Source organism: Nocardioides sp. R-C-SC26 (assembly GCF_021246465.1).
Lineage (GTDB): Bacteria > Actinomycetota > Actinomycetes > Propionibacteriales > Nocardioidaceae > Nocardioides.
The window spans coordinates 36,450-60,955 of the sequence record NZ_JAHRHK010000017.1; the positions used below are offsets into that span (position 1 = coordinate 36,450).

24 protein-coding genes are annotated in these 24,506 nt (G+C 69.8%); 21 read left to right on the plus strand and 3 right to left on the minus strand.

Annotated features, from left to right (window positions below; genetic code table 11):
• Positions 1 to 10 precede the first annotated feature (10 nt).
• From KSO97_RS14700 to KSO97_RS14760, 13 genes are all read left to right on the plus strand, one after another.
• The gene (locus KSO97_RS14700; RefSeq protein ID WP_232680173.1) at positions 11 to 1,099 is read left to right on the plus strand and encodes an MCE family protein; all 1,089 of its coding nucleotides are present in this window, start codon (positions 11 to 13) and stop codon (positions 1,097 to 1,099) included.
• A complete protein-coding gene (locus tag KSO97_RS14705; RefSeq protein WP_232680175.1) occupies positions 1,096 to 2,103 on the plus strand; it encodes an MCE family protein in 1,008 nt (335 codons plus the stop codon). Before KSO97_RS14700 ends, KSO97_RS14705 begins: the two co-directional genes overlap by 4 nt.
• Complete coding sequence (locus tag KSO97_RS14710; RefSeq protein ID WP_232680177.1) at positions 2,103 to 3,086, plus strand: MCE family protein; 984 nt, start codon at positions 2,103 to 2,105, stop codon at positions 3,084 to 3,086. The genes KSO97_RS14705 and KSO97_RS14710 overlap by 1 nt, the downstream gene beginning before the upstream one ends.
• Complete coding sequence (locus tag KSO97_RS14715; protein WP_232680230.1) at positions 3,086 to 4,150, plus strand: MCE family protein; 1,065 nt, start codon at positions 3,086 to 3,088, stop codon at positions 4,148 to 4,150. The genes KSO97_RS14710 and KSO97_RS14715 overlap by 1 nt, the downstream gene beginning before the upstream one ends.
• Positions 4,147 to 5,334 (plus strand): MCE family protein, encoded by a 1,188-nt coding sequence (locus tag KSO97_RS14720; RefSeq protein ID WP_232680179.1) that lies wholly within the window; start codon positions 4,147 to 4,149, stop codon positions 5,332 to 5,334. Before KSO97_RS14715 ends, KSO97_RS14720 begins: the two co-directional genes overlap by 4 nt.
• Complete coding sequence (locus KSO97_RS14725; protein ID WP_232680181.1) at positions 5,331 to 6,431, plus strand: MlaD family protein; 1,101 nt, start codon at positions 5,331 to 5,333, stop codon at positions 6,429 to 6,431. Before KSO97_RS14720 ends, KSO97_RS14725 begins: the two co-directional genes overlap by 4 nt.
• Positions 6,428 to 6,961: a hypothetical protein gene (locus KSO97_RS14730; RefSeq protein ID WP_232680183.1), complete on the plus strand. Its 534-nt coding sequence runs from the start codon at positions 6,428 to 6,430 to the stop codon at positions 6,959 to 6,961. The genes KSO97_RS14725 and KSO97_RS14730 overlap by 4 nt, the downstream gene beginning before the upstream one ends.
• A 322-nt stretch (positions 6,962 to 7,283) precedes the next feature.
• Complete coding sequence (locus tag KSO97_RS14735) at positions 7,284 to 8,549, plus strand: phospholipase D-like domain-containing protein (protein WP_232680185.1); 1,266 nt, start codon at positions 7,284 to 7,286, stop codon at positions 8,547 to 8,549.
• Positions 8,550 to 8,594: 45 nt separating this feature from the next.
• Positions 8,595 to 9,512: an SDR family oxidoreductase gene (locus tag KSO97_RS14740; RefSeq protein WP_232680186.1), complete on the plus strand. Its 918-nt coding sequence runs from the start codon at positions 8,595 to 8,597 to the stop codon at positions 9,510 to 9,512.
• Complete coding sequence (locus KSO97_RS14745) at positions 9,509 to 10,111, plus strand: carboxymuconolactone decarboxylase family protein (protein WP_232680187.1); 603 nt, start codon at positions 9,509 to 9,511, stop codon at positions 10,109 to 10,111. Before KSO97_RS14740 ends, KSO97_RS14745 begins: the two co-directional genes overlap by 4 nt.
• A gap of 4 nt (positions 10,112 to 10,115) precedes the next feature.
• A complete protein-coding gene (locus tag KSO97_RS14750; RefSeq protein ID WP_232680188.1) occupies positions 10,116 to 11,492 on the plus strand; it encodes an aldehyde dehydrogenase family protein in 1,377 nt (458 codons plus the stop codon).
• An 82-nt stretch (positions 11,493 to 11,574) separates the two neighbouring features.
• Positions 11,575 to 13,701, plus strand: a complete 2,127-nt coding sequence (uvrB, locus tag KSO97_RS14755) for an excinuclease ABC subunit UvrB (protein WP_232680189.1) — start codon at positions 11,575 to 11,577, stop codon at positions 13,699 to 13,701.
• A gap of 115 nt (positions 13,702 to 13,816) precedes the next feature.
• Positions 13,817 to 15,088, plus strand: a complete 1,272-nt coding sequence (locus KSO97_RS14760) for a nitrate/nitrite transporter (protein ID WP_232680231.1) — start codon at positions 13,817 to 13,819, stop codon at positions 15,086 to 15,088.
• Positions 15,089 to 15,119: 31 nt separating this feature from the next.
• Here the strand turns inward: KSO97_RS14760 and KSO97_RS14765 are convergent, their stop codons facing one another.
• Positions 15,120 to 15,845, minus strand: coding sequence for a potassium channel family protein (locus KSO97_RS14765; RefSeq protein WP_232680190.1), 726 nt, complete (start codon positions 15,843 to 15,845; stop codon positions 15,120 to 15,122).
• Positions 15,846 to 16,017: 172 nt separating this feature from the next.
• Here KSO97_RS14765 and KSO97_RS14770 point away from each other — a divergent pair, with 172 nt between their 5' ends.
• The 5 genes from KSO97_RS14770 to KSO97_RS14790 are packed head-to-tail and all read left to right on the plus strand — an operon-like array spanning position 16,018 to position 19,454.
• Complete coding sequence (locus tag KSO97_RS14770) at positions 16,018 to 17,076, plus strand: NAD(P)/FAD-dependent oxidoreductase (protein WP_232680191.1); 1,059 nt, start codon at positions 16,018 to 16,020, stop codon at positions 17,074 to 17,076.
• A 9-nt stretch (positions 17,077 to 17,085) separates the two neighbouring features.
• The gene (locus KSO97_RS14775) at positions 17,086 to 17,277 is read left to right on the plus strand and encodes a ferredoxin (RefSeq protein WP_232680192.1); all 192 of its coding nucleotides are present in this window, start codon (positions 17,086 to 17,088) and stop codon (positions 17,275 to 17,277) included.
• A gap of 6 nt (positions 17,278 to 17,283) precedes the next feature.
• The gene (locus KSO97_RS14780; RefSeq protein WP_232680193.1) at positions 17,284 to 18,183 is read left to right on the plus strand and encodes a 3-oxoacyl-ACP reductase; all 900 of its coding nucleotides are present in this window, start codon (positions 17,284 to 17,286) and stop codon (positions 18,181 to 18,183) included.
• Between the two features lie 13 nt (positions 18,184 to 18,196).
• Positions 18,197 to 18,952 carry a glucose 1-dehydrogenase gene (locus tag KSO97_RS14785; RefSeq protein ID WP_232680194.1) on the plus strand — a complete coding sequence of 252 codons (756 nt, stop codon included), beginning with the start codon at positions 18,197 to 18,199 and terminating at the stop codon, positions 18,950 to 18,952.
• Between the two features lies 1 nt (position 18,953).
• Positions 18,954 to 19,454, plus strand: coding sequence for a pyridoxamine 5'-phosphate oxidase family protein (locus tag KSO97_RS14790; RefSeq protein ID WP_232680195.1), 501 nt, complete (start codon positions 18,954 to 18,956; stop codon positions 19,452 to 19,454).
• A 237-nt stretch (positions 19,455 to 19,691) separates the two neighbouring features.
• Here the strand turns inward: KSO97_RS14790 and KSO97_RS14795 are convergent, their stop codons facing one another.
• Positions 19,692 to 20,318, minus strand: a complete 627-nt coding sequence (locus KSO97_RS14795) for a TetR family transcriptional regulator (protein ID WP_232680196.1) — start codon at positions 20,316 to 20,318, stop codon at positions 19,692 to 19,694.
• A gap of 245 nt (positions 20,319 to 20,563) precedes the next feature.
• Here KSO97_RS14795 and KSO97_RS14800 point away from each other — a divergent pair, with 245 nt between their 5' ends.
• From KSO97_RS14800 to KSO97_RS14810, 3 genes are read left to right on the plus strand one after another with little or no spacing between them, the layout of a single operon-like run.
• Positions 20,564 to 21,835, plus strand: coding sequence for a glycosyltransferase family 4 protein (locus tag KSO97_RS14800; RefSeq protein WP_232680197.1), 1,272 nt, complete (start codon positions 20,564 to 20,566; stop codon positions 21,833 to 21,835).
• Positions 21,835 to 22,599 (plus strand): class I SAM-dependent methyltransferase, encoded by a 765-nt coding sequence (locus tag KSO97_RS14805; RefSeq protein ID WP_232680198.1) that lies wholly within the window; start codon positions 21,835 to 21,837, stop codon positions 22,597 to 22,599. The genes KSO97_RS14800 and KSO97_RS14805 overlap by 1 nt, the downstream gene beginning before the upstream one ends.
• Positions 22,592 to 23,713 carry a prenyltransferase gene (locus tag KSO97_RS14810; RefSeq protein WP_232680200.1) on the plus strand — a complete coding sequence of 374 codons (1,122 nt, stop codon included), beginning with the start codon at positions 22,592 to 22,594 and terminating at the stop codon, positions 23,711 to 23,713. The genes KSO97_RS14805 and KSO97_RS14810 overlap by 8 nt, the downstream gene beginning before the upstream one ends.
• On the opposite strand, the gene KSO97_RS14815 is transcribed toward KSO97_RS14810, so the two are convergent.
• A complete protein-coding gene (locus KSO97_RS14815; protein WP_232680202.1) occupies positions 23,690 to 24,394 on the minus strand; it encodes a class I SAM-dependent methyltransferase in 705 nt (234 codons plus the stop codon). The two genes, KSO97_RS14810 and KSO97_RS14815, sit on opposite strands and share 24 nt — an antisense overlap.
• Positions 24,395 to 24,506 lie beyond the last annotated feature (112 nt).

Genomic DNA, 24,506 nt, shown 5'->3' on the forward strand with positions numbered 1-24,506 from the left:
GGTGGGTGTGATGGCGAATCGACGACGATCCGCGCCGCGCAAGGAGTTGCGTCGCATCGACCTGGCCCGCCGAGGACTCGCGGGCATCGTGGTGATCGCGGTCCTGCTGACCCTGGTCTTCCTGCGCAGCGGCGGCGCCTTCGGCGGCGACCCCGAGGTCACCGCGGACGTCCGCAACGCCGGCGGCGCCTTGCGGGTCGGCTCGGACGTCAAGGTGGCCGGCGTCATCGTGGGCCGCGTGGGCGGCATCCAGCGCGGCGGCGACAACGGCGTCCGTCTGGATCTGAGGATCGCTCCGGAGGACCTGGAGAGCATCCCCGGCAACGTGGAGGCCCGGATCCTGCCGGCCACGGTCTTCGGAACGACGTTCGTCGACCTGGTCGTCAACGGCACCGCCTCGACCACGTCGTTGAAGGACGGCGCGCAGATCCCGGCGGACCAGAGCCAAGGGACCCTGGAGCTGCAGCAGGCGCTCGACGACCTCGACCGCCTCGTGACGGCCCTCGGGCCCGCGGAGTTGAATCGCGCCGTGTCCGCGCTCGCGACCGCCGTCGAGGGTCGGGGGAGGGCGCTCGGTGAGATGCTCGAGACCGCCGACACCTACCTCGGACGACTCGAGCCGGAGCTGCCGCTGGTTCGCAGCGACCTCAGAGCGCTGGCCGACAACCTGGAGGTCGTCGACGAGATCGCCCCCGACCTGCTCACGGCGACCGACGACGTGCTGGTGACGATGCAGACGATCGTGGCGCAGCGTGCCTCGATCACGGCGCTGATCACCGGCAGCACGACACTGCTGCGCGACACCGACGACCTGCTCTCGGCCAACGAGCAGAAGGTCGTGCGCTTCCTGCGCAACGGCGCGATCCTCCTCGACATCCTCTACGACAACCGCGACCGGTTGGCCTCGGGCATCCGGACCAACATCGCGGTCGGGACCAAGCTGCCCACCGCCATCCGCGGATTCCTGCGCTCGGACTCCAACTTCATGGGCAACGTGCCGCCGTTCTACACCGAGGCCGAACGACCCGACTACGGACCGCCGTCCCCGCTCGTGCAGGCGACGCTGCGCGGCTACGCGCGACAGGAGAGCCGCCGATGACCGGGCTGCGTTCGATCGCCGTCAAGTTCGCGCTCTTCGCGCTGGTGAGCCTCCTGCTGGCGATGCTGCTGCTGAACACCATGCGCAACGGACTGCCCGACTCCGGGCGGGAGTTCCGCGCTGAGTTCACCGATGTCAGCGGGCTCCGGGTCGGCGACGACGTCAAGGTCGCCGGCGTGCGCGTCGGCAGGGTGACCGGGATCGAGGTCACCGAGGAGGGCGCGGACGTCGCGTTCGAGCTCGCCGACCAGCAGCCCCTGCTGGACTCCACGCGCCTGGTCATGCGCTACCAGAACCTCCTCGGCCAGCGGTACCTCTCGCTCGTCCAGGGCGAGGACCGTGGCGCGGAGCTCGAGGCCGGCGCCACGCTGCCGACAGAGCGCACGGACGCGGGCTTCGACCTCACGGTGCTCCTCAACGGGTTCCGGCCGCTGTTCGAGGTGCTCCAGCCCGACGACGTGAACCGGTTGGCCACGTCAATCGTCCAGGTCCTCCAGGGTGAGGGCGGCACGGTCGAGTCGCTCCTGCAGGAGACGACCCAGCTGACCACCTTCCTGGCCGAGCGAGACGACCTCTTCGGCGACGTCATCGACAACCTGGTCCCGGTGCTCGACAACCTCTCCGACCAGGACGGCGAGATCACCTCCACCGTCCAGGAACTGCGTGCTCTGATGGACGGACTGGCGCGCGATCGACAGTCGATCGGCGATTCGATCGACGGCGTCAGCCAGCTCGTCGGGGCGACCTCGGACTTCCTGGCCGAGGTTCGCCGCCCGACCGTCGCCACGCTCGGGGAGCTGCGCGAGGTGGCGGCGATCGCCTCCGACTCCCGACAGCGGCTCAACCAGGCGCTCCGCGGCTTCGGCCAGGTCTTCGAGGCCTTGGGGCGGTCCGGTTCCTACGAGAGCGCGTTGAACGTCTATCCCTGCTCGTTCCTGCTCGTCCTCGGCAGTCGAATCGTCAATCCGGCAGGGAACCCGCGGTACTCGGAGGTGTGCAGCTGATGGCCCGCAAGCCGTTGAGCGCCCGCGATCCCTTCAAGGTCGGGTTGGTCGCGCTCGGGATCGTGTTCCTGCTGGGCGTCGCAGTGGTGCTCGTCTCGGTGGCCTCCTTCGGCGCGAAGTCCTACACCGCGGAGCTCGAGCACACCGCCGGCCTGCGGGTCGGTGAGGACGTCCAGGTGCACGGGGTGTCGAAGGGGAAGGTCACCGGCATCGAGCTCTCGGGTCGCTCGGTGGTCGTGACGTTCGACCTCGACTCCGACATCGACCTCGGCTCGGAGTCGAGCGCCGAGGTGAAGGTCGCCACCTTGCTGGGCACCCACTACCTCCAGGTCGAACCGGAGGGATCCGGCGAACTCGCCGACTCCCGCATCCCGGTGGAGCGCACCTCGGTGCCCTACAACCTCCAGGACGCTCTCGAGGCCGGCACCGGCGCGCTGACGGATCTCGATGCCGAGACCCTCGCCGAGGCGCTGGCCGAGGTCGCCGACACCCTCGATGCCGCCGGCGACGAGGTCGGTCCCGCCCTGGAAGGCGTGGCCTCGCTGTCGCAACTGGTGAGTGCGCGGTCCGAGCAGACGGCGAAGCTGCTGCAGGCGGCCCGCGACGTCGCCGACCAGCTCTCCTCGAGCAGCGACGACATCGTCGGTCTGATGCGATCGACCAACCTCGTCGTCGCCGAGATCACCGCTCGCAGGCAGGCGATCAACCTCCTGCTCACCGAGACCCGGCGTCTGACCGCGAACGTCGACGGCCTCATCGGTGACGCGGACCGCGCGATGGGTCCCGCTCTGCGTGACATCGACCGCGCGTTGACGGCCCTGCGCAACCAGGACCGCACCCTGCGCTACGCACTCGACACCATCGCGCCCGCGGTGCGCTATGTGGCGAACGCGACCGGAAGCGGACCGTGGGTCGACCTCTATGCGAAGGGCCCCGTGATCCCGACCGACGACATGCTCTGCCGATTGGGGAACTGCCCGTGATGCGCGAACGCACCCCCCGTCGCAGGGCCGTGCTCGGCCTCGCCGCCTCCCTCAGCGGGCTGGTGGCCCTCACGACCGCGTGCATCCCAGGCGGCGACGACCGCACGGTCACCGTCTACTTCTCCGACAGCGCGGGCCTCTTCGTCGGCAACGACGTCGGCGTGCTCGGCGTCCCGATCGGTGCCGTGACCGCGATCGAGCCCGAGGGCGCCCAGGTCAAGGTGACTCTTCGCCTCGACGACGATCAGCCGCTGCCCGAGGACGTCGGCGCCGTCGTGGTCGCTCGATCGGTCGCCACCGACCGCTACGTCGAGCTCACACCGGCCTACGAGTCAGGCCCCGAGCTCGGTGACGACGCGGTGATCCCGGTCGAGCGCACGCGCACGCCCGTGGACTTCGACGAGGTCCTCGCCGCCATCAACACCTTTGCGACGGGCGTCGCCGGCTCGCAGGAGACCACCGACGCCATCCGCCGGATCATCGACGCAGGTGAGGGCGCCCTGGCCGGGCGGGGGCAACTCGCGCACGACGCGATCACCGATCTGGCCGGCGCTGTCGGCGACGTGTCGGACAACCGCGAGGAGATCAGCGGCACGATCGTCGCGGTGGGCGATCTGGTCGGCGTGTTGGCCCAGAACCGCGACACCGTGAGCGAGTTCGTCCGCCAGGTCAGCTCGGCCAGCGACCTGCTCGCCGACGAGCGTGAGAACTTCCGGGCCGCTCTGCGCGGGCTCGAGAAGGCTGTGCAGACGGTCGCGGAGTTCGCGTTGAACCACCGCCGGGACATCGATGAGGTCATCGACTCCAGCACCGCCGTGCTCGACACGATGCTGGACAAGGAGGAGCGACTCACCGAGATCCTCCGGGTGTTCCCGCTCGCACTGCAGAACCTGGCGCTCGCGGGTGCCGGAGAGCGGATCCCCGTGCGGGTATGGCCCTCGGTGCTGCTGCCTGGCGGCGACCAGATCGCCGCGCTGTGCGAGCAGCTGCCGTTGAACCTGTGCAGGCTGCTGTCCGGTACCGAGCCGGGCGACATCTCCGGTGACCGAGGAGGCCGACGATGACGGTCCCGAGCAGGTATCGCCGTGTCGCGGGCGCAGGAGTCGGGGTGTCGGTTCTGGCGATCGCGCTCTCGGCGTGCAGCACCACGTTGGGAGATCTGCCGCTCCCGGGGACGACGGTCCGTGGCGACACCGTCAGCGTTGAGGCCGAGTTCGTCGACGCGCTGAACCTGGCCCAGGGGGCGACCGTCAAGGTGAACGGCGTAGCTTCGGGGAAGGTCCGCTCGGTGCGGGCAGAGGACTTCCACGCAGTCGCCGAGCTGGTCGTCGAGTCCGACGCCGGACTCCGCGACGGCGTGACCGCGCGGTTGCGCTACGACACCCCGCTGGGGGAGCTGTTCGTCGACATGACGAATCCCGACGCGGGCGCCCCCTTGGCCGACGGCGACGTGATCGAGTTGGACGACACCTCGACGGCCCCCACGGTCGAGGACTCGCTCTCCCAGGCGTCGCTGCTCGTCAACGGCGGCGGCCTCGACCAGCTGCAGACCATCTCGGAGGAGCTCAACACCGCACTCGGCGGCCGCGAGGACGTCGCCCGGTCGCTGTTGGAGCGTCTGGACCGCGTGCTGACCGAGGCCAACGAGTCCAGCGCCGACATCGATCGTGCGCTGCGATCGCTCGCATCGGTCTCGGGCACCCTGCGGGAACGCCAGGACGTCATCGACCGGGCGGTCCGCGAGATCACTCCGGCGGCTCGTGTGCTGAGGGAGAACACCCCCGAGCTGACCGAGCTGCTCGGTGAGCTGGAGACCTTCTCGGCCACCGCCGGCGACTTCGTGGCGGCGATCCGCGATGACACGATCCGCGTGCTCGACCAGGCCGTCCCGGTCCTGGACGAGTTCAGCAAGCAGCGCCGTTCGTACCCGGAGTCGCTGGAGAAGCTGGCGGCGCTGGGGCCGATCGCGGAGAGCTTCGTGCCCAACGACTACGCCGCCATCACCATCGCCAACAGGCTCGAGGGCTCCACGCTGCCGAGCCTGGGCGACATCCTGGCCAACCTCGGCATCCCGATCCCGATCCCGGATCTGCCGCCTCTTCCTGGCCTTCCGGGTGGCCGTGCGGCGTCCCAGAACGACACGTCGGATTCCCGCGGCGCGGACAGGCAGCGCAAGGACGGGTCCGGAGGATGGCTCGGTGACCGGCTGGGCTCAGCCCTGTCAGGAATCCTGGGAGGTCGGCGATGACACGGATCCTGGGCGCACTGCGCTCGAAGCTGATCCTCAGCGCGGTCGGGGTCGGTCTCGTGCTGGTGCTCTGCATCGCCTACATCATCAGCGGCGTCCTGGACCGCCCGTTGCTCGAGCGCCCCGACAAGGTCACGGTCGAACTGACGGGTGCCGGTGGGCTGTTCGAGGGCTCCTCGGTGACCTATCGGGGAGTGAAGGCCGGTCGGATCTCCGAGATCCGGCTGAGTTCGACCGGAGTCGAGGCGGTGGCCGAGCTCACCAGTGGTCTCGACATCCCGTCGAACTCCCGTGCCGTGGTGCGCAGCCTCTCGCCGGTCGGTGAGCAGTACCTGGACTTCCAGCCCGACTCGGAGGAGGGCCCCTACCTCGACGACGGCGACGTCGTCGAGGCGTCCTCCACCGACATCCCGCGCAGCCTCGCCTCCACGGTCATCGCCGTGAACGACGTGCTGCGCCAGATCGACGACACCAAGCTGCGCTCGCTGCTCGTCGAGCTCAGCACCGCGCTCGACGGCAGCGGCAAGGACCTGGGCCAGCTGGTCGACGACGGGCGGCTGCTGCTCGAGGAGCTCGACGGTGTGTGGCCCGAGACCGAGGCGCTGCTCGAGGATGCTGCCCCGGTGCTCGACATCGCCGTGGATCAGGGCGACGACCTGCGGTCCCTCGCCGGAAACGCCCGGGAGTTCGCCTCCTTCCTGCGCTCCTACGATCCCGAGCTCGACCGGTTCCTCCAGCGGGCGCCAGGTCAGATCAGCGAGCTCCAGTCGCTCGTCGACGACGTGCGCGAGGTTCTGCCCGACTTCTTGAGCACCGGCGTCAGCGTGACCGACATCTTCGCTCTCCACGACCCGCACGTGCGCGCACTCCTGCAGTCCTACGAACTCGGCCTCGGCACGCTGGCCCGACACGTGAAGGACGGTCACATCCAGCTGAGCCTGATCCTCGACAAGGACCCGCGGTGCAGCTATCGGGACGTGCGTCGGGATCCGCGGGTGGCGAAGAAGTTCCCCTTCTACTCCGAGGGTCACTGCCCGGCGTCGTTCTCCACCCTGCAGCGAGGTGCCGCACACGCACCGGGCCCGGTCACCCGGTGAGGCGGACGCCGACGACGCGTCGGATCGGCGCGACGAGTTCGCTGCTGGCCGGACTCGTCGCAGTGATCGGCATGGCGCTGTTGTCCGGGTGCTCGGATGAGACCAGCGGATCCGGCGGCGACGCCTCGTCCGCCGTCGACCTGATCGACGCCGAGGCCGCGGCCGAGCAGGCCGCGCAGGAGGCGGCGGTCGCGATGACGACCTATGACCACCGCAGCGTCGAGAAGGACTTCGGATGGGTCTTCGAGGACGCGACCGAGAGCTTCCAGCGCAACTTCGCGGCGGCGAGCGTGGACTCGAAGAAGGTGATCACGACGCTGCAGGCGTCGGCCACCGGCACGGTGGTCGACTCTGCAGCGACGGCGGACGACGCCGAACACGTCAAGGTGCTGCTCTTCCTGGATCAGGAGGTCACCACCCCCGACGACGACGAGCCGCGCATCGACCAGCCGCGCGTCACCGTGCAGATGGTGCTGGAGGGCGGTCGTTGGCTCGTCGACGACGTCGTCGTCAACGATCTGCTCTCGTGAGCCGGAGCACGGTGGATTCCGCACCCCTCACCGTCCTGGTGAACCAGGTCCTGGACTGTTACCTCATTGTGGATCGTGCGTGGCCCGAGCGTGGCGGGCCCCGGCCTAGCGTTGTCTCATCGGATCGAGACGACGCCGCGGATCTGGGGGGATCGCGGACCGCTCCGAGTTCGATGTTGGAAGGACCCGCTCGGCACTTCTGGGGAGTAGTGCCTCGAGCGGGTCTTTCCGCATGCCTTGGTCGTCGGCCCGACGATTCGGCGCGGTGGGCTCGACGATGCCACCGCCGCGTGCTCGGCGTGCCATTGGCTAGGTTGACGCCGTGAGACGCCGGCATGCCACACGCGAGTTTGGACGGATCCTCAACGTCCTCCGGCGGGTTCTGCTGACCGTCGTCGGTCTGCAGTTCGTCCTGGCGATCTCGATGTCGGTGGTGGACTCCTACCGGCGCCGTGGCAAGAAGCCCAAGCCCTTCCCAACGACCCCGCCCGCGACGGTCGTCGTAGGCGACGGCACCGTCACCACCTACACGTTCGGGCGAGACCTGTACGCCGACATGCTCGCGGCGATCGAGGGCGCACAGCACCAGATCCTCTTCGAGACCTACATCTGGAAGGGCGACGCGGCGGGGGAGCGCTTCAAGCGCGCCTTGGCCGACGCGGCCGATCGCGGCGTCGAGGTCTACTGCATCTACGACGGCTTCGCCAATCTCGTCGTCTCACCCCGGTTCAAGCGCTTCCCGACCTCGATGAAGGTGCTGCGCTACCCGGTCTATGCGGCCGGGTGGCGCTTCTTCGACCTGCGTCGGTACGGCCGCGACCACCGCAAGATCCTCGTGGTCGACGACGAGGTGGGGTTCGTCGGCGGGTACAACATCGGATCCGCCTACGAGACCGAGTGGCGCGATACCCACGTGCGGATCACAGGCCCGGGTGTGTGGGACCTCAAGCGGGCCTTCTCCGACTTCTGGAACCTCAACCGCCGTCGCTTCTTCCGGTCGAGCGCAGGCCCGCTGCCGTTGGAGTCGGACTCGACCTGGGAGCCGAAGATCCGCTTCCAGCGCAACGTGCCGCGACTGTGGATGTTCCCGATCCGGACGATGTACATCGAGGCGATCAACCGGGCCAGCCACAACGTCTGGATGACGACCGCCTACTTCATCCCCGACCAGGACTTCGTCGACGCCTTGAAGGCAGCGGCGCTGCGCGGTGTCGACGTCCGGTTACTGGTGCCTCTGAAGTCGAATCACATCGTGGCCGACTGGATCTCGCGTGGCTACTACTCCCAGCTGCTCGACGCGGGCGTCTCGGTGCTGCGGTTCAAGGGGGCGATGGTGCACGCCAAGACCGCCACCGTCGACGGCACCTGGTCGACGGTCGGCACCGCCAACATCGACCGCCTGAGCCTGACCGGGAACTACGAGATCAACGTCGAGGTGATCGACCCCGACCTGGCGCTGAACCTCGAACGGATCTTCGCCGTCGACGAGTCCAACTGCTCGCCGCTCACGCGGCACGAGTGGGAGGCACGCGACCTGCATCGACGGTTCACCGAAGCCTTCCTCAAACCGCTGCGCCACCTGCTCTGACCACGAGCTCCCTGCTCCCACCCCCACTCTCACCGAGGAGATCCCATGGCCCGTGTGCGTCGTATCCGAGAGCTGCGCGGCCAGCGCGTGCTGGTCACCGGTGCCGCCAGTGGGATCGGCCGGGCCGTGGCCGAGCAGGCAGCGGCAGAGGGCGCGATCGTCCATCTGACCGACATCCAGGCCGAGCTCCTGGCCGAGGTAGCCGATCGGTTGCGCGCCGCCGGAGCCGTCGTCGCGTCGGCCGACGCGTGCGATCTCTCCGACTACGAGGCGGTGCACGACCTCGCGCAGCGCATCACCGCCGAGCACGGCGCGATGGACGTCGTGCTCAATGTCGCGGGCATCGCCTTCTGGGGCACGGTGTCCAGCCTCGAGCACGAGCACTGGCGGCGACTGGTCGACGTCAACCTGATGGGGCCGATCCACGTGATCGAGTGCTTCCTGCCGCCGATGGTCGAGGCCGGACGGGGAGGGCACCTGGTCAATGTGTCGTCGGCGGCCGGGATCATCGGCATGCCGTGGCACGCCGCCTACAGCGCCTCCAAGTTCGGCCTGCGCGGGGTCTCGGAGGTGCTCCGGTTCGACCTGCGCCGCTATCGCATCGGGGTGAGCCTGGTGTGCCCCGGCGGCGTCGCGACACCGCTCACCGAGACCGTGCACATCGCCGGCATCGACAAGGCCAGTAGGTCCTTCCTGCGGGCGCAAGCCGGCTTCCGCAAGCGCGCCGTGACGCCGGAGCAGGCCGCCTCCTCGATCTGGGACGGCGTGAAGCGCAACCGGTACTGGGTCTACACCTCACCGGACATCAGGCTGATCCATCTCCTGCAGCGCTACGTGCCGTGGGGCTACACCCTCGCCATGCGTGCCATGAGCACGGGGGCGAACCGGGTGCTGCCCGAGGTGGAGCGCGCGCGGCGGGCGGACGCGCCCGCGGCTGACTCGCGGTCGAACGCGGTCCGATGACGGACGCGGAGCGCGGGGCTCGCGTCGCTCCAGGGCGTGCGCCGCTGGTGCGGGGTTTCGCCGGCCTGGCGGGCCGGGTGACGGGGACCGAGCCGCCCGGGGTCTTCCTCACCTTGGGCCGCAACCAGCGGCTCTTCTGGACGTGGTTGGCCTTCGCCGGTTCGATGATGCCCGGCGGCAAACTGACCCGCCGCGAGACCGAGGCCGTGATCCTGCGTGTTGCCGCGTTGGCACAGTCTGAGTACGAGTGGGCCCAGCACGCGCGGCTCGGACGGCGCGCCGGGTTGAGCGCCGGCCAGGTCGACGAGCTCGCGACCGGACCGCGCGACGGGCGATGGTCGACGGCGGAGCAGTGGTCGCGCCGGGATCAGGTGCTGCTCACCGCTGCCGAGGAGCTCTTGGCCACCGAGGACCTCTCGGACGCCGGCTGGCAGGCGCTTCGCGCCGAGTTCGACGAACCTCGGTGCGTCGAGATCGTGCTCCTGGTCGGCCACTACCGGATGCTCGCGACGGCCCTGCGGGCCCTGCGGGTGCCGGTGGACCGCGCGCGTCCTGGCGCTGCCGGTGCCGGCGACGCGTCGTCGGCTGTGGCACCGTAGGAACGTGAGCATCTCCGCCGGACGCGCGCGCCACTTCGACGCGGTGGCGGCCGACGGCGACGTCCTCGGTCACTTCGAGGTGCACGATGCCGACGCCGTGCGCGCGGTGGTGGAGATCGGCCACGAGGTGGCCCAGGTCTGGTCGGCGGCGGACTCGCGTGCTCGGCTGAAGGCGCTGCGCGCCTGGCGTGGTCGGCTGTGGCGTGCCTCGGCCGACATCGCCGGTCTGCTCCATCGCGAGACCGGCGTGGAGCTGGACGACGCGATGCTCGACGTCGTCCGTGTGGTCGAGCATCTCAAGTGGGTCGAGTCCGACGCCGCGCGCGTGCTGGGGGACACCCACCGTCGCGGTGGGCTGCTGAGCCCGGATGTGTCTAGCACGGTCGGCTACGCCGCCGAGGGCGTGGTCGGCATCGTGGTCGACGGACGACCGTCGCTGTACGCGACGTTCAGTGCCGTGACCTGTGCACTCGCCGCAGGCAACGCCGTCGTGCTGAATCCCGGGCGACGTCTCACGGCCACGGCCTCGGCGGTCGTGGAGGCGTTCGTTCGCCCCGGGGTCGAAGGGGTGCTTCAGCTGTCGACCGGAGACGAGCTCTCCGGAGTCGATCTGGCCGGGTCCACGCTCGATCGGCTCTGCTATCTCGGCCCGCCCGTCGGCGCGGTGAAGTACGCCACCGCGGCCGCGCGCGCGATGGTGCCGGTGACGACGGTCGCGGTACTGCCGCCGATCACGCTGATCGCTCCCGACGGCGACGTCGAGGCGGCGGCACGGTCGGTGCTCGTCGGCGCCGGAGACGGTGAGCAGGAGGTCTTCGTCGCGCCCGTCGTCCGGGAGGAGTTCGAGGCGGTGCTCACCGGCGCCGCTCAGCACGACGAGCAGGCCCGCGGGCGCTGGGCCCGAGCCCTGTCACGCGGTCGCACCCCTCGTACTCCGGCACTCGGCGCCGCTCCTGGAGAGGCGCACGGCGTGCCGTCGAGCCAGGGCACTACCCCGTCGGCGACGCCCGGTGTGGTGGTCCAGAGCGCGCCCGCGTTCGACGCCGTCGTCGACCGGGTGCGGGCCCATCCCGGTGCCGAGGTCGTGGTGTGGTCGCGTCGGCACGGTGACCGACTCGCCGAGCTGCTGTCGGCTGCCGACGTCTCGGTCAACCCCGGGCTGCCGGCTCGCGACGGTGCCCTGCCTCGCGCCGCGATCGGCGTCCGCGGCTACGGTCCGTTCGCCGGCGACGACGGTCTGCGTACCTTCGCCCGTGCCCGGACGACGACCGCACGCCGCCGACTGCCGGTGCCGACGCGTCCGGTCGACCTCCTCCTCGCGACGCCCGGCGGCCGGCTCGCGGCGCGGCTCGCGATGCATCTGCGGCATTCGCTGGACTGAGCCGAACCGATCCGTCGGCGGCCGTGATGCCCTGCGACCACGGCGCCACCGGACTGTCGGTGGGCCGACCTAGGCTGAAGGCATGCGCCCCGTCACCGATCTCGAGCGCCGCGTCGCGCCGTTCCACGTCGAGTCCGACTACTCGCCGTCCGGGGACCAGCCTGCGGCGATCAAGGAGATCACCCGGCGGATCCAGGACGGCGTCCAGGACGTCGTGCTGCTCGGTGCGACCGGCACCGGCAAGACGGCGACGGTCGCGTGGGTGGCCGAGCAGCTCCAGCGCCCGCTGCTGGTGCTGCAGCCGAACAAGACGCTCGCGGCCCAGTTCGCCAACGAGCTGCGGCAGCTCTACCCCAAGAACGCAGTGGAGTACTTCGTCTCCTACTACGACTACTACCAGCCCGAGGCCTACGTCCCCCAGACCGACACCTACATCGAGAAGGACTCCTCGATCAACGAGGAGGTCGAGCGGCTGCGTCACTCCGCCACCAACTCGCTGCTCACCCGACGCGATGTGATCGTCGTCGCGACCGTCTCGTGCATCTACGGCCTCGGCACCCCGCAGGAGTACGTCGACCGGATGATCCGGCTGCGCGTGGGGGAGGAGCACGATCGCGACTCCATCCTGCGCCGGCTCGTAGAGATCCAGTACGCCCGCAACGACATGTCCTTCACCCGGGGGACGTTCCGGGTGCGCGGCGACACCCTCGAGGTGTTCCCGGTCTATGAGGAGCACGCCGTCAGGATCGAGTTCTTCGGCGACGAGATCGAGCGGATGATGACGTTGCACGCCGTCACCGGCGAGGTGCTCACCGAGGACGAGGAGCTCTACATCTTTCCGGCGAGCCACTACGTCGCCGGCCACGAGCGGATGGAGCGTGCGATCCGCGGCATCGAGGCCGAGCTGATCGAGCAGGTCTCCACCTTCGAGCGGCAGGGCAAGCTGCTGGAGGCGCAACGGCTGCGGATGCGCACCGAGTACGACGTCGAGATGATGCGGCAGGTCGGCTCCTGCGCCGGCATCGAGAACTACTCGATGCACATCGACGGTCGCGAGCGCGGCTCGGCACCGAACTGCCTGCTCGACTACTTCCCCGAGGACTTCGTGCTCGTCGTCGACGAGTCGCACGTCGCCGTGCCGCAGATCGGCGGCATGTACGAGGGCGACATGTCGCGCAAGCGCAACCTGGTCGAGCACGGGTTCCGACTGCCCAGTGCGATGGACAACCGACCGTTGCGCTGGGAGGAGTTCCTCGAGCGGATCGGGCAGACGATCTACCTCTCCGCCACGCCGGGCGACTACGAGCTCGACAAGGTCGGCGGCGACGTCGTCGAACAGATCATCCGTCCGACCGGACTGGTCGACCCTGAGGTCGTCGTGAAGCCGACCAAGGGGCAGATCGACGACCTGATCCACGAGATCCGAGCACGGGCCGAGCGCGATGAGCGCGTCCTGGTCACCACGCTGACCAAGAAGATGTCGGAGGACCTCACCGACTACCTCCTCGACGCCGGCATCCGCACCCGCTACCTGCACTCCGAGGTCGACACCCTCAAGCGCATCGAGCTGCTGCGCGACCTGCGGCTGGGCCTCTACGACGTCCTGGTCGGCATCAACCTGCTCCGCGAGGGTCTCGACCTCCCGGAGGTCTCGCTCGTCTCGATCCTGGACGCCGACAAGGAGGGCTTCCTCCGCTCGGACAAGTCGCTCATCCAGACCATCGGTCGCGCGGCGCGCAACGTGTCGGGCCAGGTGCACATGTACGCGGACAAGATCACGCCGTCGATGGCCTCCGCGATCGAGGAGACCACCCGACGTCGCGAGGCGCAGGTCGCCTACAACACCGAGCACGGCATCGACCCCCAGCCGCTGCGCAAGAAGATCGCCGACATCACCGAGATGCTGGCCCGCGAGGACGAGTCGACCCAGGCACTGCTCGAGACCTGGGCCGGCACCGAGGCGAAGGGGCGCGCAGGTGGGGTGAAGAAGAAGTCGCCGACACCGGCGCTGGGGGAGAAGGCGGCCGGCCAGCTTCCCGCGGGCATCGCCGGCATGCCGAGCGCCGAGCTCGCCCAGCTGATCCAGGACCTCACCGACCAGATGAAGGCGGCCGCCGCCGAGCTGCAGTTCGAGCTCGCGGCCCGACTGCGCGACGAGATCGGCGACCTGAAGAAGGAGCTGCGCTCGATGATGGAGGCGACCAAGTAGCGAGGTCTCGTGACGGTCGCAGAGCGACCTCCTCGACCACCGGGTGGGCGATGGCGCCCGTCGGCCTCGACCACCGACGGGAGCCGGCCGCGGCAGGCGTAGCCTCGGGGGGGTGATGGAGGGTCGGCGCTCACCGTGGCCGATCTGGGCCGTCGGCCTCTCGGTCTACCTGGTGGCGGTGTTCCACCGGTCGTCACTGGCGGTCGCCGGGCTCGAGGCGACCGATCGGTTCGGCGTCAGCGCGGCCCAACTGGCGACCTTCACGATGCTGCAGCTGGCGGTCTATGCCGGGATGCAGATCCCCGTCGGGCTGCTGGTCGACCGTTTCGGTTCGCGCGGCGTGCTACTGGTGGGCACGGTGTTCCTGGCCGGGGCGCAGGCATGCTTCGCGCTCGCCGAGACCTACCCGGCCGCACTGGCCGCGCGGGTGCTCGTCGGCATCGGCGACTCGATGACCTTCATCTGCGTGCTCCGCCTGGTGACGACGTGGTTCCCCGGCCGTCGGATCCCGCTGATGACCCAGTTGACGGGCACGCTGGGGCAACTGGGCGCGGTGATCGCTGCGCTGCCGATGACCTGGTCGCTGCACCACCTGGGGTGGACACGTTCCTACCTGCTGACGGCGTCGCTCGGGCTGGCGCTCGCCGTCGCGATCCTGCTCGTGCTGCGGGACTCGCCAGCAGAACGCACCATCCGCGGTGCCCGCCTCGACCTCGCGGCGGTGCGCTCGACGCTCGGCGCCTCCTGGCAGCACCCCGGCACCCGGCTCGGGTTCTGGATCCACTTCTCCTCCCAGTTCAGCGCCACCACGCTCGGGCTGCTCTGGGGCTACCCCTACTTCGTGGAGGGGCAGGGGCTGAGTTCTGGCACGGCGGGTGCGCTGCTCACGTTGATGGTGATCGCCGTGATGGCCGCCGGCCCGGCGCTGGGGTGGCTGGTCGGACTGCATCCGTGGCACCGCTCCTCGGTGGTGCTCGTGATCGTCTGGTCGATCGTGGTCACGTGGACGGTCGTCCTGCTCTGGCCCGGCCGGGCACCGCTCCCGCTGCTGGTCGTGCTCGTGATCGTGGTGGGCATCGGTGGTCCGGCGTCGGTGATCGGCTTCGACGTCGGTCGCACGTCCAATCCCAACGCGCGCCTGGCGAGCGCGAGCGGCATCATCAACCAGGCCGGCTTCGTGGCCAGTCTGCTGCTCGTCATCGGGATCGGGGTGGTGCTCGACTGGCGTACCCCGACCGGGCAGACCTCGTACGAGCCGGACGCGTTCCGCTGGGCGATGGCGGTGCACTATCCGTTGTGGGCGCTGGGCCTGACCCAGATCTGGCGCTATCGCCGCCGCGCCCGTGCGGTCATCGACCGCGCAGAGCTCGAGGGCATCCGCGGCTAGGGCCCGGCTACCCGGACGATCCCTCGCGCGCTCAGCGCTGCGGACGTCGCGCGGTGAGCGCGACGAGGCGAGCGATCACGAGCGCGACGTAGAAGACCCCGGCCACCTGCTCGACCATCACCAGCGAACGGGCGTGACCCTCGACCGGCACGACGTCGGAGAGGCCGACGCTCGTCAGGGTGGTGAAGGACAGGTAGAGCAGCTCGAACCAGTCGCGGACGGTGCCTTCGCTCGCGGCGATGAACGAGCCGGGCCAGAGCACCTGAGCGCCCGCGTAGACATAGGCGAAGCCCCACGCGACGACGGTGAACGCGGCGCCGGTGGCGAACAGTTCGTCGCGGGTCACCTTGTCGTCGTGGAACAGATAGCGGATCAACGCATAGGAGACGAAGAAGTAGAACGGAGCGTGGAAGAGAGCCGAGACACCGATGACCCAGCCGGTGTCGTCGAAGACCGCCTCGGCGATGGTGAAGACCATCGCGGGAGCACCCAGGAGGACCGCGACCCACGGCAGCGCCGGAGTGCGTCGGACGGCCCAGGCGCCTACGAACACCGCCGCCATCTGCACGACGCCCAGGCCTGCGCGGCCCACGACGCTGTCGTCGAGGAACGGGTATCCCAGTACGGCCACCAGCTGGATCGCGAGCAGGACGGCCGAGGGATGGCTGCGCACCGCTCGAACGACGGATTCCAGCGACTCGTCGTCCTGTCGCTCGCGCGGCTGATCGGGCTGGGCGTGGCCCTGAACGTGCGTCACCGGCTCACGGTAGCGGTGTCTCACCGGACGGCGATGCCCGTTGTGGCCGCCGACCCATTCGTGCGAAACTAGAACACGTTCCAGTTCGTTCGGCCCGGTGGAGCCGGCGTGAATCGCACGCCGCGCCGCGCTGACCATTGACACGGCTCGTCAGACGGGGAGGATCGCGCGCGTGAGCACCCCGCCATCCAGCCCATCCGCCCCGTCGTCCACCGAGTCGTCGAGCCCGTCGCCGGCCGGCTCAGCAGCCGCGCCGACGCCCGGCCGCCACGTCGAGGTCGACGTCCTGATCATCGGCGCCGGCCCCACCGGGCTCTTCGCGGCCTACTACGCCGGTTTCCGCGGCCATCGGGTCGGCGTGGTGGATTCGCTGCCCGAGCTCGGCGGCCAGATCACGGCGATGTACCCGGAGAAGGCGATCTTCGACGTCGCCGGCTTCCCGCAGGTGAAGGGCCGCGATCTCGTCGCCGGCCTCGTCGAGCAGGCCAACACCGCCAAGCCGACCTATCTCCTGGACCGCACCGCGACGACCCTGACCAGCGACGACGACGGCGTCACGGTCGGCCTCGACGACGGCACCGTCGTGCGCGCCGGAGCGGTGCTGATCACCGCCGGCATCGGCAAGTTCAGCCCGCGCCCGCTGCCGGCCGGCGACGGGTGGCAGGGCCGCGGGCTGGAGTTCTTCGTGCCGAGCTTCCAGCCGTACGCCGGCAAGGATGTCGTCATCGTCGGCGGGGGCGACAGCGCCTTCGACTGGGCGCTGCACCTGGAGCCCGTCGCTGCCTCGGTCACGCTCGTGCACCGTCGCGACGCCTTCCGTGCTCACGAGCGCACCATCCAGCAGGTGCGCGACTCCTCGGTTCGGATCATCACCAAGGCCGAGATCGCGTCGCTCGCCGGCGACCCCGTGCTCGAGTCGGTCGACGTCGTCGTCGACGGCGAGACCACCACGCTGCCGTGCCAGGCGATGGTCGCCGCGCTCGGGTTCATCGCCGACCTCGGCCCTCTCCAGCAGTGGGGCCTGGAGGTCCACAAGCGCCACATCGTGGTCGACACGGCGATGCAGACCAGCCTGCCGCGCGTGTTCGCGGCGGGCGACATCACCGAGTACCCCGGCAAGGTGCGCCTCATTGCCGTCGGATTCGGCGAGGCGGCGACCGCCGTCAACAACGCGACGGTCGCGATCGACCCGAGCGCCAAGGTCTTCCCCGGCCATTCCAGCGAAGGATAAGGAGCAGCGATGAAGATCAAGGTCGACTTCGACCTGTGCGAGTCGAACGCCCTCTGCGAGGCGATGGCCCCCGAGGTGTTCGAGCTCGACGACGACGACTACCTCGTGGTCAAGACCGAGGAGACCACGCCGGAGAACATCGCCGACGTCAAGCGAGCGGTCGCGGCCTGCCCGCGAGCCGCCATCACCCTGGAGGACTGAGAACCTGTGAGCACGACCTCTCTGGACGGCAAGGTCGCCGTCGTCACCGGCGCGGGTGCCGGTCTCGGGCGCGCCGAGGCGCTCGCTCTGGCCGACGCCGGTGCGCGCGTCGTCCTGAACGACCTGCCTGGTGCCGCCGACGAGGCGGCCGAGGAGATCAAGAACCGCGGGGGAGAGGTCGCGATCGTCGAGGGTGACGTCGCCGAGCGCAGCACCGCCGACGCCATGGTCGCGGCCGCCGTCGACGGCTTCGGGTCCCTCGACATCGTGGTGAACAACGCCGGCATGACGCGCGACCGGATGATCTTCAACATGAGCGACGACGAGTGGGACGCCGTCATCCGCGTGCACCTGCGTGGTCACTTCCTGCTCTCGCGCAACGCCGCGTCGTACTGGCGACAGAAGTCCAAGGAGGCCGACGCGCCGATCTACGGTCGCGTGGTCAACACCGCCTCGGAGGCGTTCCTCGGGGGCTCCCCGGGCCAGGCGAACTACGCCGCGGCCAAGGCCGGTATCGCCGCCCTGACGCTCTCCACGGCGCGTGGCCTGGGCAAGATCGGCGTGCGCGCGAACGCGATCTGCCCGCGCGCCCGCACGGCGATGACGGCTGCGGTCTTCGGCGAGGACACCTCCGGCATGACGATCGACCCGTACTCGCCCGAGCACGTCGCGCCGCTGGTGGCCTACCTCGCCGCCCCGGCCGCCGATGCCATCACCGGGCAGGTCTTCGTCGTCTACGGCGGCATGATCGCCGCCGTCGCCGCCCCCGGCGTGGCGCCGCGCTTCGACAAGGCGGGCGACGTCTGGACGGCGTCGGACCTCGACGCGCAACTCGGCGCTTGGTTCGCCGACCGCGACCCGTCGGAGGGCTTCGCCGCCGACTCCATCATGAAGCTCACGGTCTGAGGGGGGAGCCGACATGGGACGGCTGGAGAACAAGGTCGCGATCGTCACCGGCGGTGCGATGGGGCAGGGCGCTGAGATCGCGCGAGCCTTCGTCGCCGAGGGTGCTCGGGTCGTGGTGGCCGACGTCGCCAAGGAGCAGGGCCAGGCGCTGGCCGACGAGCTCGGTGACGCAGCCCACTTCGCCCAGCACGACGTCAGCGACGCGGCGTCGTGGGCGAGTGTCGTCGAGGACGCCACCGGGCGCTTCGGGCCGGTCAACGTGCTGGTCAACAACGCCGGGATCCTGAGGTTCGGCGACATCGAGCGTCAGGAGCCCAGCGAGGTCGAGCTGCTGTGGCGGGTCAACCAGATGGGCACGTTCCTCGGGATGCAGGCCGTCACGCGCGGGATGCGAAAGAACGGTGGCGGCTCGATCATCAACGCCTCCTCGGTCGAGGGCCTGGCCGGCATGGCGAGCTGCACCGCCTATGCGGCGACCAAGTGGGCGATCCGCGGCATGACCAAGTGCGCGGCGATGGAACTCGGCCGTCATGGCATCCGGGTCAACTCGGTGCACCCGGGCATGATCGACACCCCGATGACGCGCGTCCACGGCGGTGACGCCGCGATGGAGTTCGGCGCCTCCAAGGTGCCGCTCAGGCGGGTGGGCCACCCCTCCGACATCGCGCCCGTCTACGTCTTCCTCGCCAGCGACGAGTCCGGCTACATGACCGGCGCGGAGCTGGCCGTCGACGGTGGCGTCACCGCGACCCACGCCTTCGGAGGCTGAGATGGCCAACCAGCGTGGGCAGATCGTGATGAGCGACGCCGAGGTCGATGCGTTCCTCACCGAGCAGCGCTCCTCCACATGCGCCAGCACGGGGCCATCGGGCCAGATCCACCTCGTGGCGATGTGGTACGCGTGGCACGACGGCCATATCTGGCTGGAGACCAAGGGCAAGTCGCAGAAGGTGCAGAACCTGCGCCGCGACCCGCGGATGAGCGTGCTGGTCGAAGCGGGCCACACCTACGACGAGCTGCGCGGCGTCTCCCTCGAGGGAACGGCCGCGATCGTCGAGGACCCCGACGTCGTGTGGGACGTGTGCGTGCGCATCTTCGAGCGCTACAACGCGCCCTACACCGAGGAACTGCGCCCGATCGTCGAGATCATGGCGAAGAACCGTGTCGTCGTCCGGCTGGACGTCGAGCGCGTGCGCTCCTGGGACCACCGCAAGCTCGGGCTCGACCCGATCCCGCTCGGCGGCACGACCGCACCGTCGGTCGGCGGCTGAGCGCTCCGGTCGCCGGGGCCGAGCCCGGTCGTCGAGCTGGTCGAGCGCTGGGTCTCGACAGGCTCGACCACCGCGGGGTGGTGGTCGAGGAGGTCGCTCTGCGACCGTCACGAGACCCGGTGAGTCCGGGTGCTGCCTTGGCCGTCGGGGGTTTCGAGACGCTCGCTGGCGCTCGCTCCTCAACCACCGGCGACCTCGACCACCGGGTGCCGGTGGCGGGTGACGGGTGACGTGCGCTCAGTCGCGCAGCAGCAGGGCGATCGCCGTCTCGAGGTGAGAGCCGGTCTGGGCGGCGGTGGAGCGGCCGGTGACCCAGGCGACCAGTGCGGAGAGCCAGACGTCGCCGATGACCCGCGCGATGACGACGTCCTCGGGGGTGGCCTCGTCGGCGTCGGGACGGATCGCGTGGGTGAGGATCGAGGTCAGGTGCGTGCCCACGACGTGGATCTCCTGAGCCACGGAGGCGTCGGCGAACATGAATGCCCGCGTCAGTGCCTCGGTCAGCCGCGGATCGCCCTGCATGCCGCGCGTGATCCGCTTCATGACGAAGATGACGCGATCGGCGGACGTGTCCCCGGGGACCTCGTGCGCCCGGGTGTTGGTCTCGGTGCGCTCCAGCACGCGTGCCAGAGCGGAGACCAGCAGGTGCACCTTCGACGGGAAGTAGCGGTACAGGGTGCCCAGGGCGACGTCCGCCTTCTCCGCGACCGCCCGCATCTGCACGGCGTCGAATCCGCCCTCGGTCGCCAGCGCGAAGGTGGCATCGAGGATGCGCTTGCGACGGTCGCGCTGGGCGGCCGAACCGGCCTCCTCCGACGTCGATGCGGTGGCATTGCTGGTGGTGATCGTGCTCGCCGAACTCAAGGTCTGGTCACCCCCATGGTGCCGGAAGACGGTGGACGCGCGGGCTTCCGGATCGGGCGCGCTACGTCGGTGGAATGCGCCGGGGAGACCGAGCTGTTGAATGCTTTGTCGCTAGGCTAGCAACGCGTGGGCCATAATAGGAACACGTTCCAGTTTGTGCGGCGTCGATGTCGATGCATCTGGACTCGTCACGAGCCCAGCGGTCTCAGCACAGACCGATTCGAACCACGAGGAGTACTCGCCGCATGCGTATCGCGATGTTGTCCTACCGCAGCAAGCCGCACTGCGGCGGGCAGGGCATCTACCTGCGTCATCTCAGCCGGGAGCTGGTCGCGCTCGGCCACGAGGTCGAGGTGCTGTCCGGCCAGCCCTACCCCGAGCTCGACGAGGGAGTGGTGCTCACCAAGGTCCCGAGCCTGGACCTCTACCGCGAGACCGACCCCTTCCGGGTGCCGAAGCTGCGGGAGTTCCGCGACCTGATCGACGTCGAGGAGTTCGCCACCATGTGCGTGGCCGGCTTCCCCGAGCCGAAGACGTTCAGTCGTCGCATCTCGCGCATCCTCAAGGAGCGCGCGGGCGACTTCGACATCGCCCACGACAACCAGGTGCTGGGCAGCGGGATGCTCGACATCGAGGGCTACGGGCTCCCGCTGATCACCACGATCCACCACCCGATCACGTTCGACCGCCGCATCGACATCAGTCAGACACGCAACCCGTGGCGCAAGTTCACGCTGAGCCGCTGGTACGGCTTCCTGCGCATGCAGGGCCGGGTCGCACGCCAGGCCCGCAAGGTGCTCACGCCGTCGGAGACCTCCAAGCGCGACATCGCCAAGGACTTCGGCGTGGATCCCGCGCGGATGCAGGTGATCCTGCTCGGCGTCGACCAGAAGTTCGTCCCGCCGACGGCGCCGCGCGTGCCCGGCCGGATCATGGCCATGGCCAGCGCCGACGCCCCGTTGAAGGGCATCTCGACGCTCTTGGAGGCGTTCGCCAAGCTCCGCACCGAGCGCGACATCGAGCTCGTGCTCGTGACCAAGCCGCAGCCCGGCGGTCGCACGGAGAAGCTCATCGAGAAGCTCTCGATCGGCGCTCACGTCCGTTTCGCCCACGGCCTCACCGACGAGGAGCTCGTCGAGCTGATGGGCTCGGCCGAACTGGCCTGCGTGCCGTCCCTCTACGAGGGCTTCTCGCTGCCGACCGCCGAGCTGATGGCCTGCGCGACGCCGCTCGTGGTCTCGCGTGCCGGAGCGATCCCCGAGGTCGTCGGGCCTGACGGCCTCTGCGCCGACATGGTCGAGCCGAGCGACGTCGAGGCGCTGCGCGCGGCGCTCGCCGCGCTGCTGGACGACCCCGAGCGGCGGGCGCGCATGGGCGCTGCCGGACGGGCCCGTGTCGAGGAGCTCTTCAGCTGGCGCGCCGTCGCCCAGCAGGTGGCCGAGGCCTACCAGGACGTGATCGACGAGTTCAACGCCGAGCGGGCCACGGGCCCCGACGCCGCCAAGGAGACCGACTGATGTTGACCGTGGACTTCGACCGCCTGGGCCTGCGTGCCGGCGACCGCATCCTCGACATGGGCTGTGGCGGCGGACGCCATGCGTTCGAGGCCTACCGACGTGGCGCCGACGTCGTGGCCTTCGACATGGACGCCGACGAGCTCGCCGGCGTGCTCGAGCTCTTCGGCGCGATGAAGGAGGCCGGCGAGGTGCCCGAGGGCGCCTCGGCCGACATCAAGCAGGGCGACGCCCTCGCGCTGCCCTTCGGCGACGGCGAGTTCGACCGGATCGTGGCCGCGGAGGTGCTCGAGCACATCTGGGCCGACGTCGACGCCATCAAGGAGCTCGTGCGGGTGCTGCGACCCGGCGGCACGCTGGCCATCACGGTGCCGCGTTGGTTCCCCGAGGTCGTGAACTGGAAGCTGTCGGCCGACTACCACAACGCGCCCGGCGGTCACATCCGGATCTACACCGACCACGAGTTGATCGACAAGGTCACCAAGGCCGGGGCGCCCAACGACGGCACCGCGGGCACGGCGATGATCTTCGAGGGCAAGGACTACGCCCACGGGCTGCACGCGCCGTACTGGTGGATCAAGTGCGCGGTGGGTGTCGAGAACGACGAGCACCCGGCAGCGAAGGCGTACCACAAGCTGCTGGTGTGGGAGATCATGAAGCAGCCTCGTGCCCTGCGGCTGGCGAGCAAGGTGCTCGACCCGGTGATCGGCAAGAGCATGGTGCTGTACTTCCGCAAGCCGATCTCGGCGCCGGAGCGCGATGTCTGAGCAGCTGCCCTACGTCCGCGGCGTGATGACCGCCGGCGACGTGGCCGCGACGGCCGCCTCCCTCGTGCGGATGCAGGAGCCGTGGGGCGCGATCCCGTGGACGCCCGGTGAGCACGTCGACATCTGGAACCACGTCGAGGCCGCGATGGCGATGCTCGTCGGCGGCGAGGTGGAGGCGGCCGAGCGCGCCTACCGCTGGGTGCCGACCATGCAGCGTGCCGACGGCTCCTTCCCGATGAAGATCGTCGAGGGGCGCGAGGACGACGCGCGCGGTGAGGTGAACATGTCGGCCTACCTGGCCGTCGGGATCTGGCACCACTGGCTGGTGCGCCACGACATCGCCTTCGTACGGGAGTTCTGGCCGGTCGTGCGCAGCGCGCTCGACTGGGTGGTCTCCCTGCAGACCGAGTGGGGTGGCATCGCCTGGACGCCGGTCGACGACTTCTGCCTGCTCACCGGCAACTCCAGCGTCTACCACTCGCTGCGCGCCGGCGTCGCCCTCGCCGACCTGCTCGACGACCCGCAGCCGGAGTGGGAGCTCGCGGGCGGACGCCTCGGGCACGCCGTCCGGGCGCACCGCGACCTCTTCGCGGACAAGTCGACCTACTCCATGGACTGGTACTACCCGGTGCTCGGCGGTGCGGTGCGTGGTGATGACGCCACGGCTCTTCTCGCCACCCGCTGGGACGACTTCGTGGTGCCCGGCCTGGGCATCCACTGCGTCGACACCAACCCTTGGGTGACCGGTGCGGAGACGTGCGAGCTCGCGATGGCGCTCGACGCGGTGGGCGACCACCGCCGTGCGCTGGAGCTGTTCACCGACATGCAGCACCTGCGCGAGGGCGACGGCAGCTATTGGACCGGCTGGGTCTACGACGGGCCGGATCGCCCCGAGGGCGAGCCCTTCGACGTCTACTGGCCGCACGAGCAGACGACGTACACCGCCGCCGCGGTGATCCTCGCTGCGGACGCGCTGGGGGAGACCTACGGTCACAGCACGCCGGGCTCCGGGATCATGCGGGGCACCTCGCTGGCGCCCCACTTCGCGGAGTTCGCGCTGGAGTGCGGCTGCGGGCCGCGACGCTCGCCGTCAGCCGACCGGGTCGCCCGCTGACCCTGCGGTCCGACGCAGGACGCGCATCGATCCGAGCGCCTCGACCTCGGTGAAGCTGCCGCTCTCCAGGGCGCGCAGATAGACGTGGTAGGGCGGCTGGCCACCCTCGGCGGGGTCGGCGAAGACGTCGTGGATGACGAGCAGCCCCTCGGGCATGACCCACGGTGCCCAGCCGCTGTAGTCGTTCTGGGCGTGCACCTCGGCGTGGCCGCCGTCGATGAACAGCAGGCTGAGCGGCGTGCGCCAGTGGGCGCTGACCGTCGTGCTGCGCCCGATCACGGCGACGACGTAGTCCTCCAGCCCGGCGCGCGCGATGGTGCGTCGGAAGGTCGGCAGCGTGTCCATCAGCCCGAACTCGGCATCGACGAGCGTCGCGTCGTGGTGCTCCCAGCCGGCCTGGTTCTCCTCCGAGCCGCGGTGGTGGTCGACGGTGAAGACCACCGGGGTGTTCGACGGGATGCGGGTGGGGTCCTCGTCGACGATCGCGCGGGCGGCGGCGCCGAGGTAGATGCCGGACTTGCCGCAATAGGTGCCGACCTCCAGCGCCGCGCCGTGGAGGAGTCGCTCGCGGGCGTAGCGATGCAGCAGCAGGCCCTCGTCCTCGGGCATGAAGCCCTTCGCGGCGAGCGCGTGCTCGAGCAGGTCGGCGGGCATGGTGGGCGCTGCGGAGGCATCGGTCACGGGCGCACCATCCCCGAGGTGGGCGCGGCGGCGCAACCCGACGTCGTCTGGTCGGCACTCTCGGGACGTGCCGAGCGGCTGTGACTAGACTGCGCGAAACTAGAACGCGTTC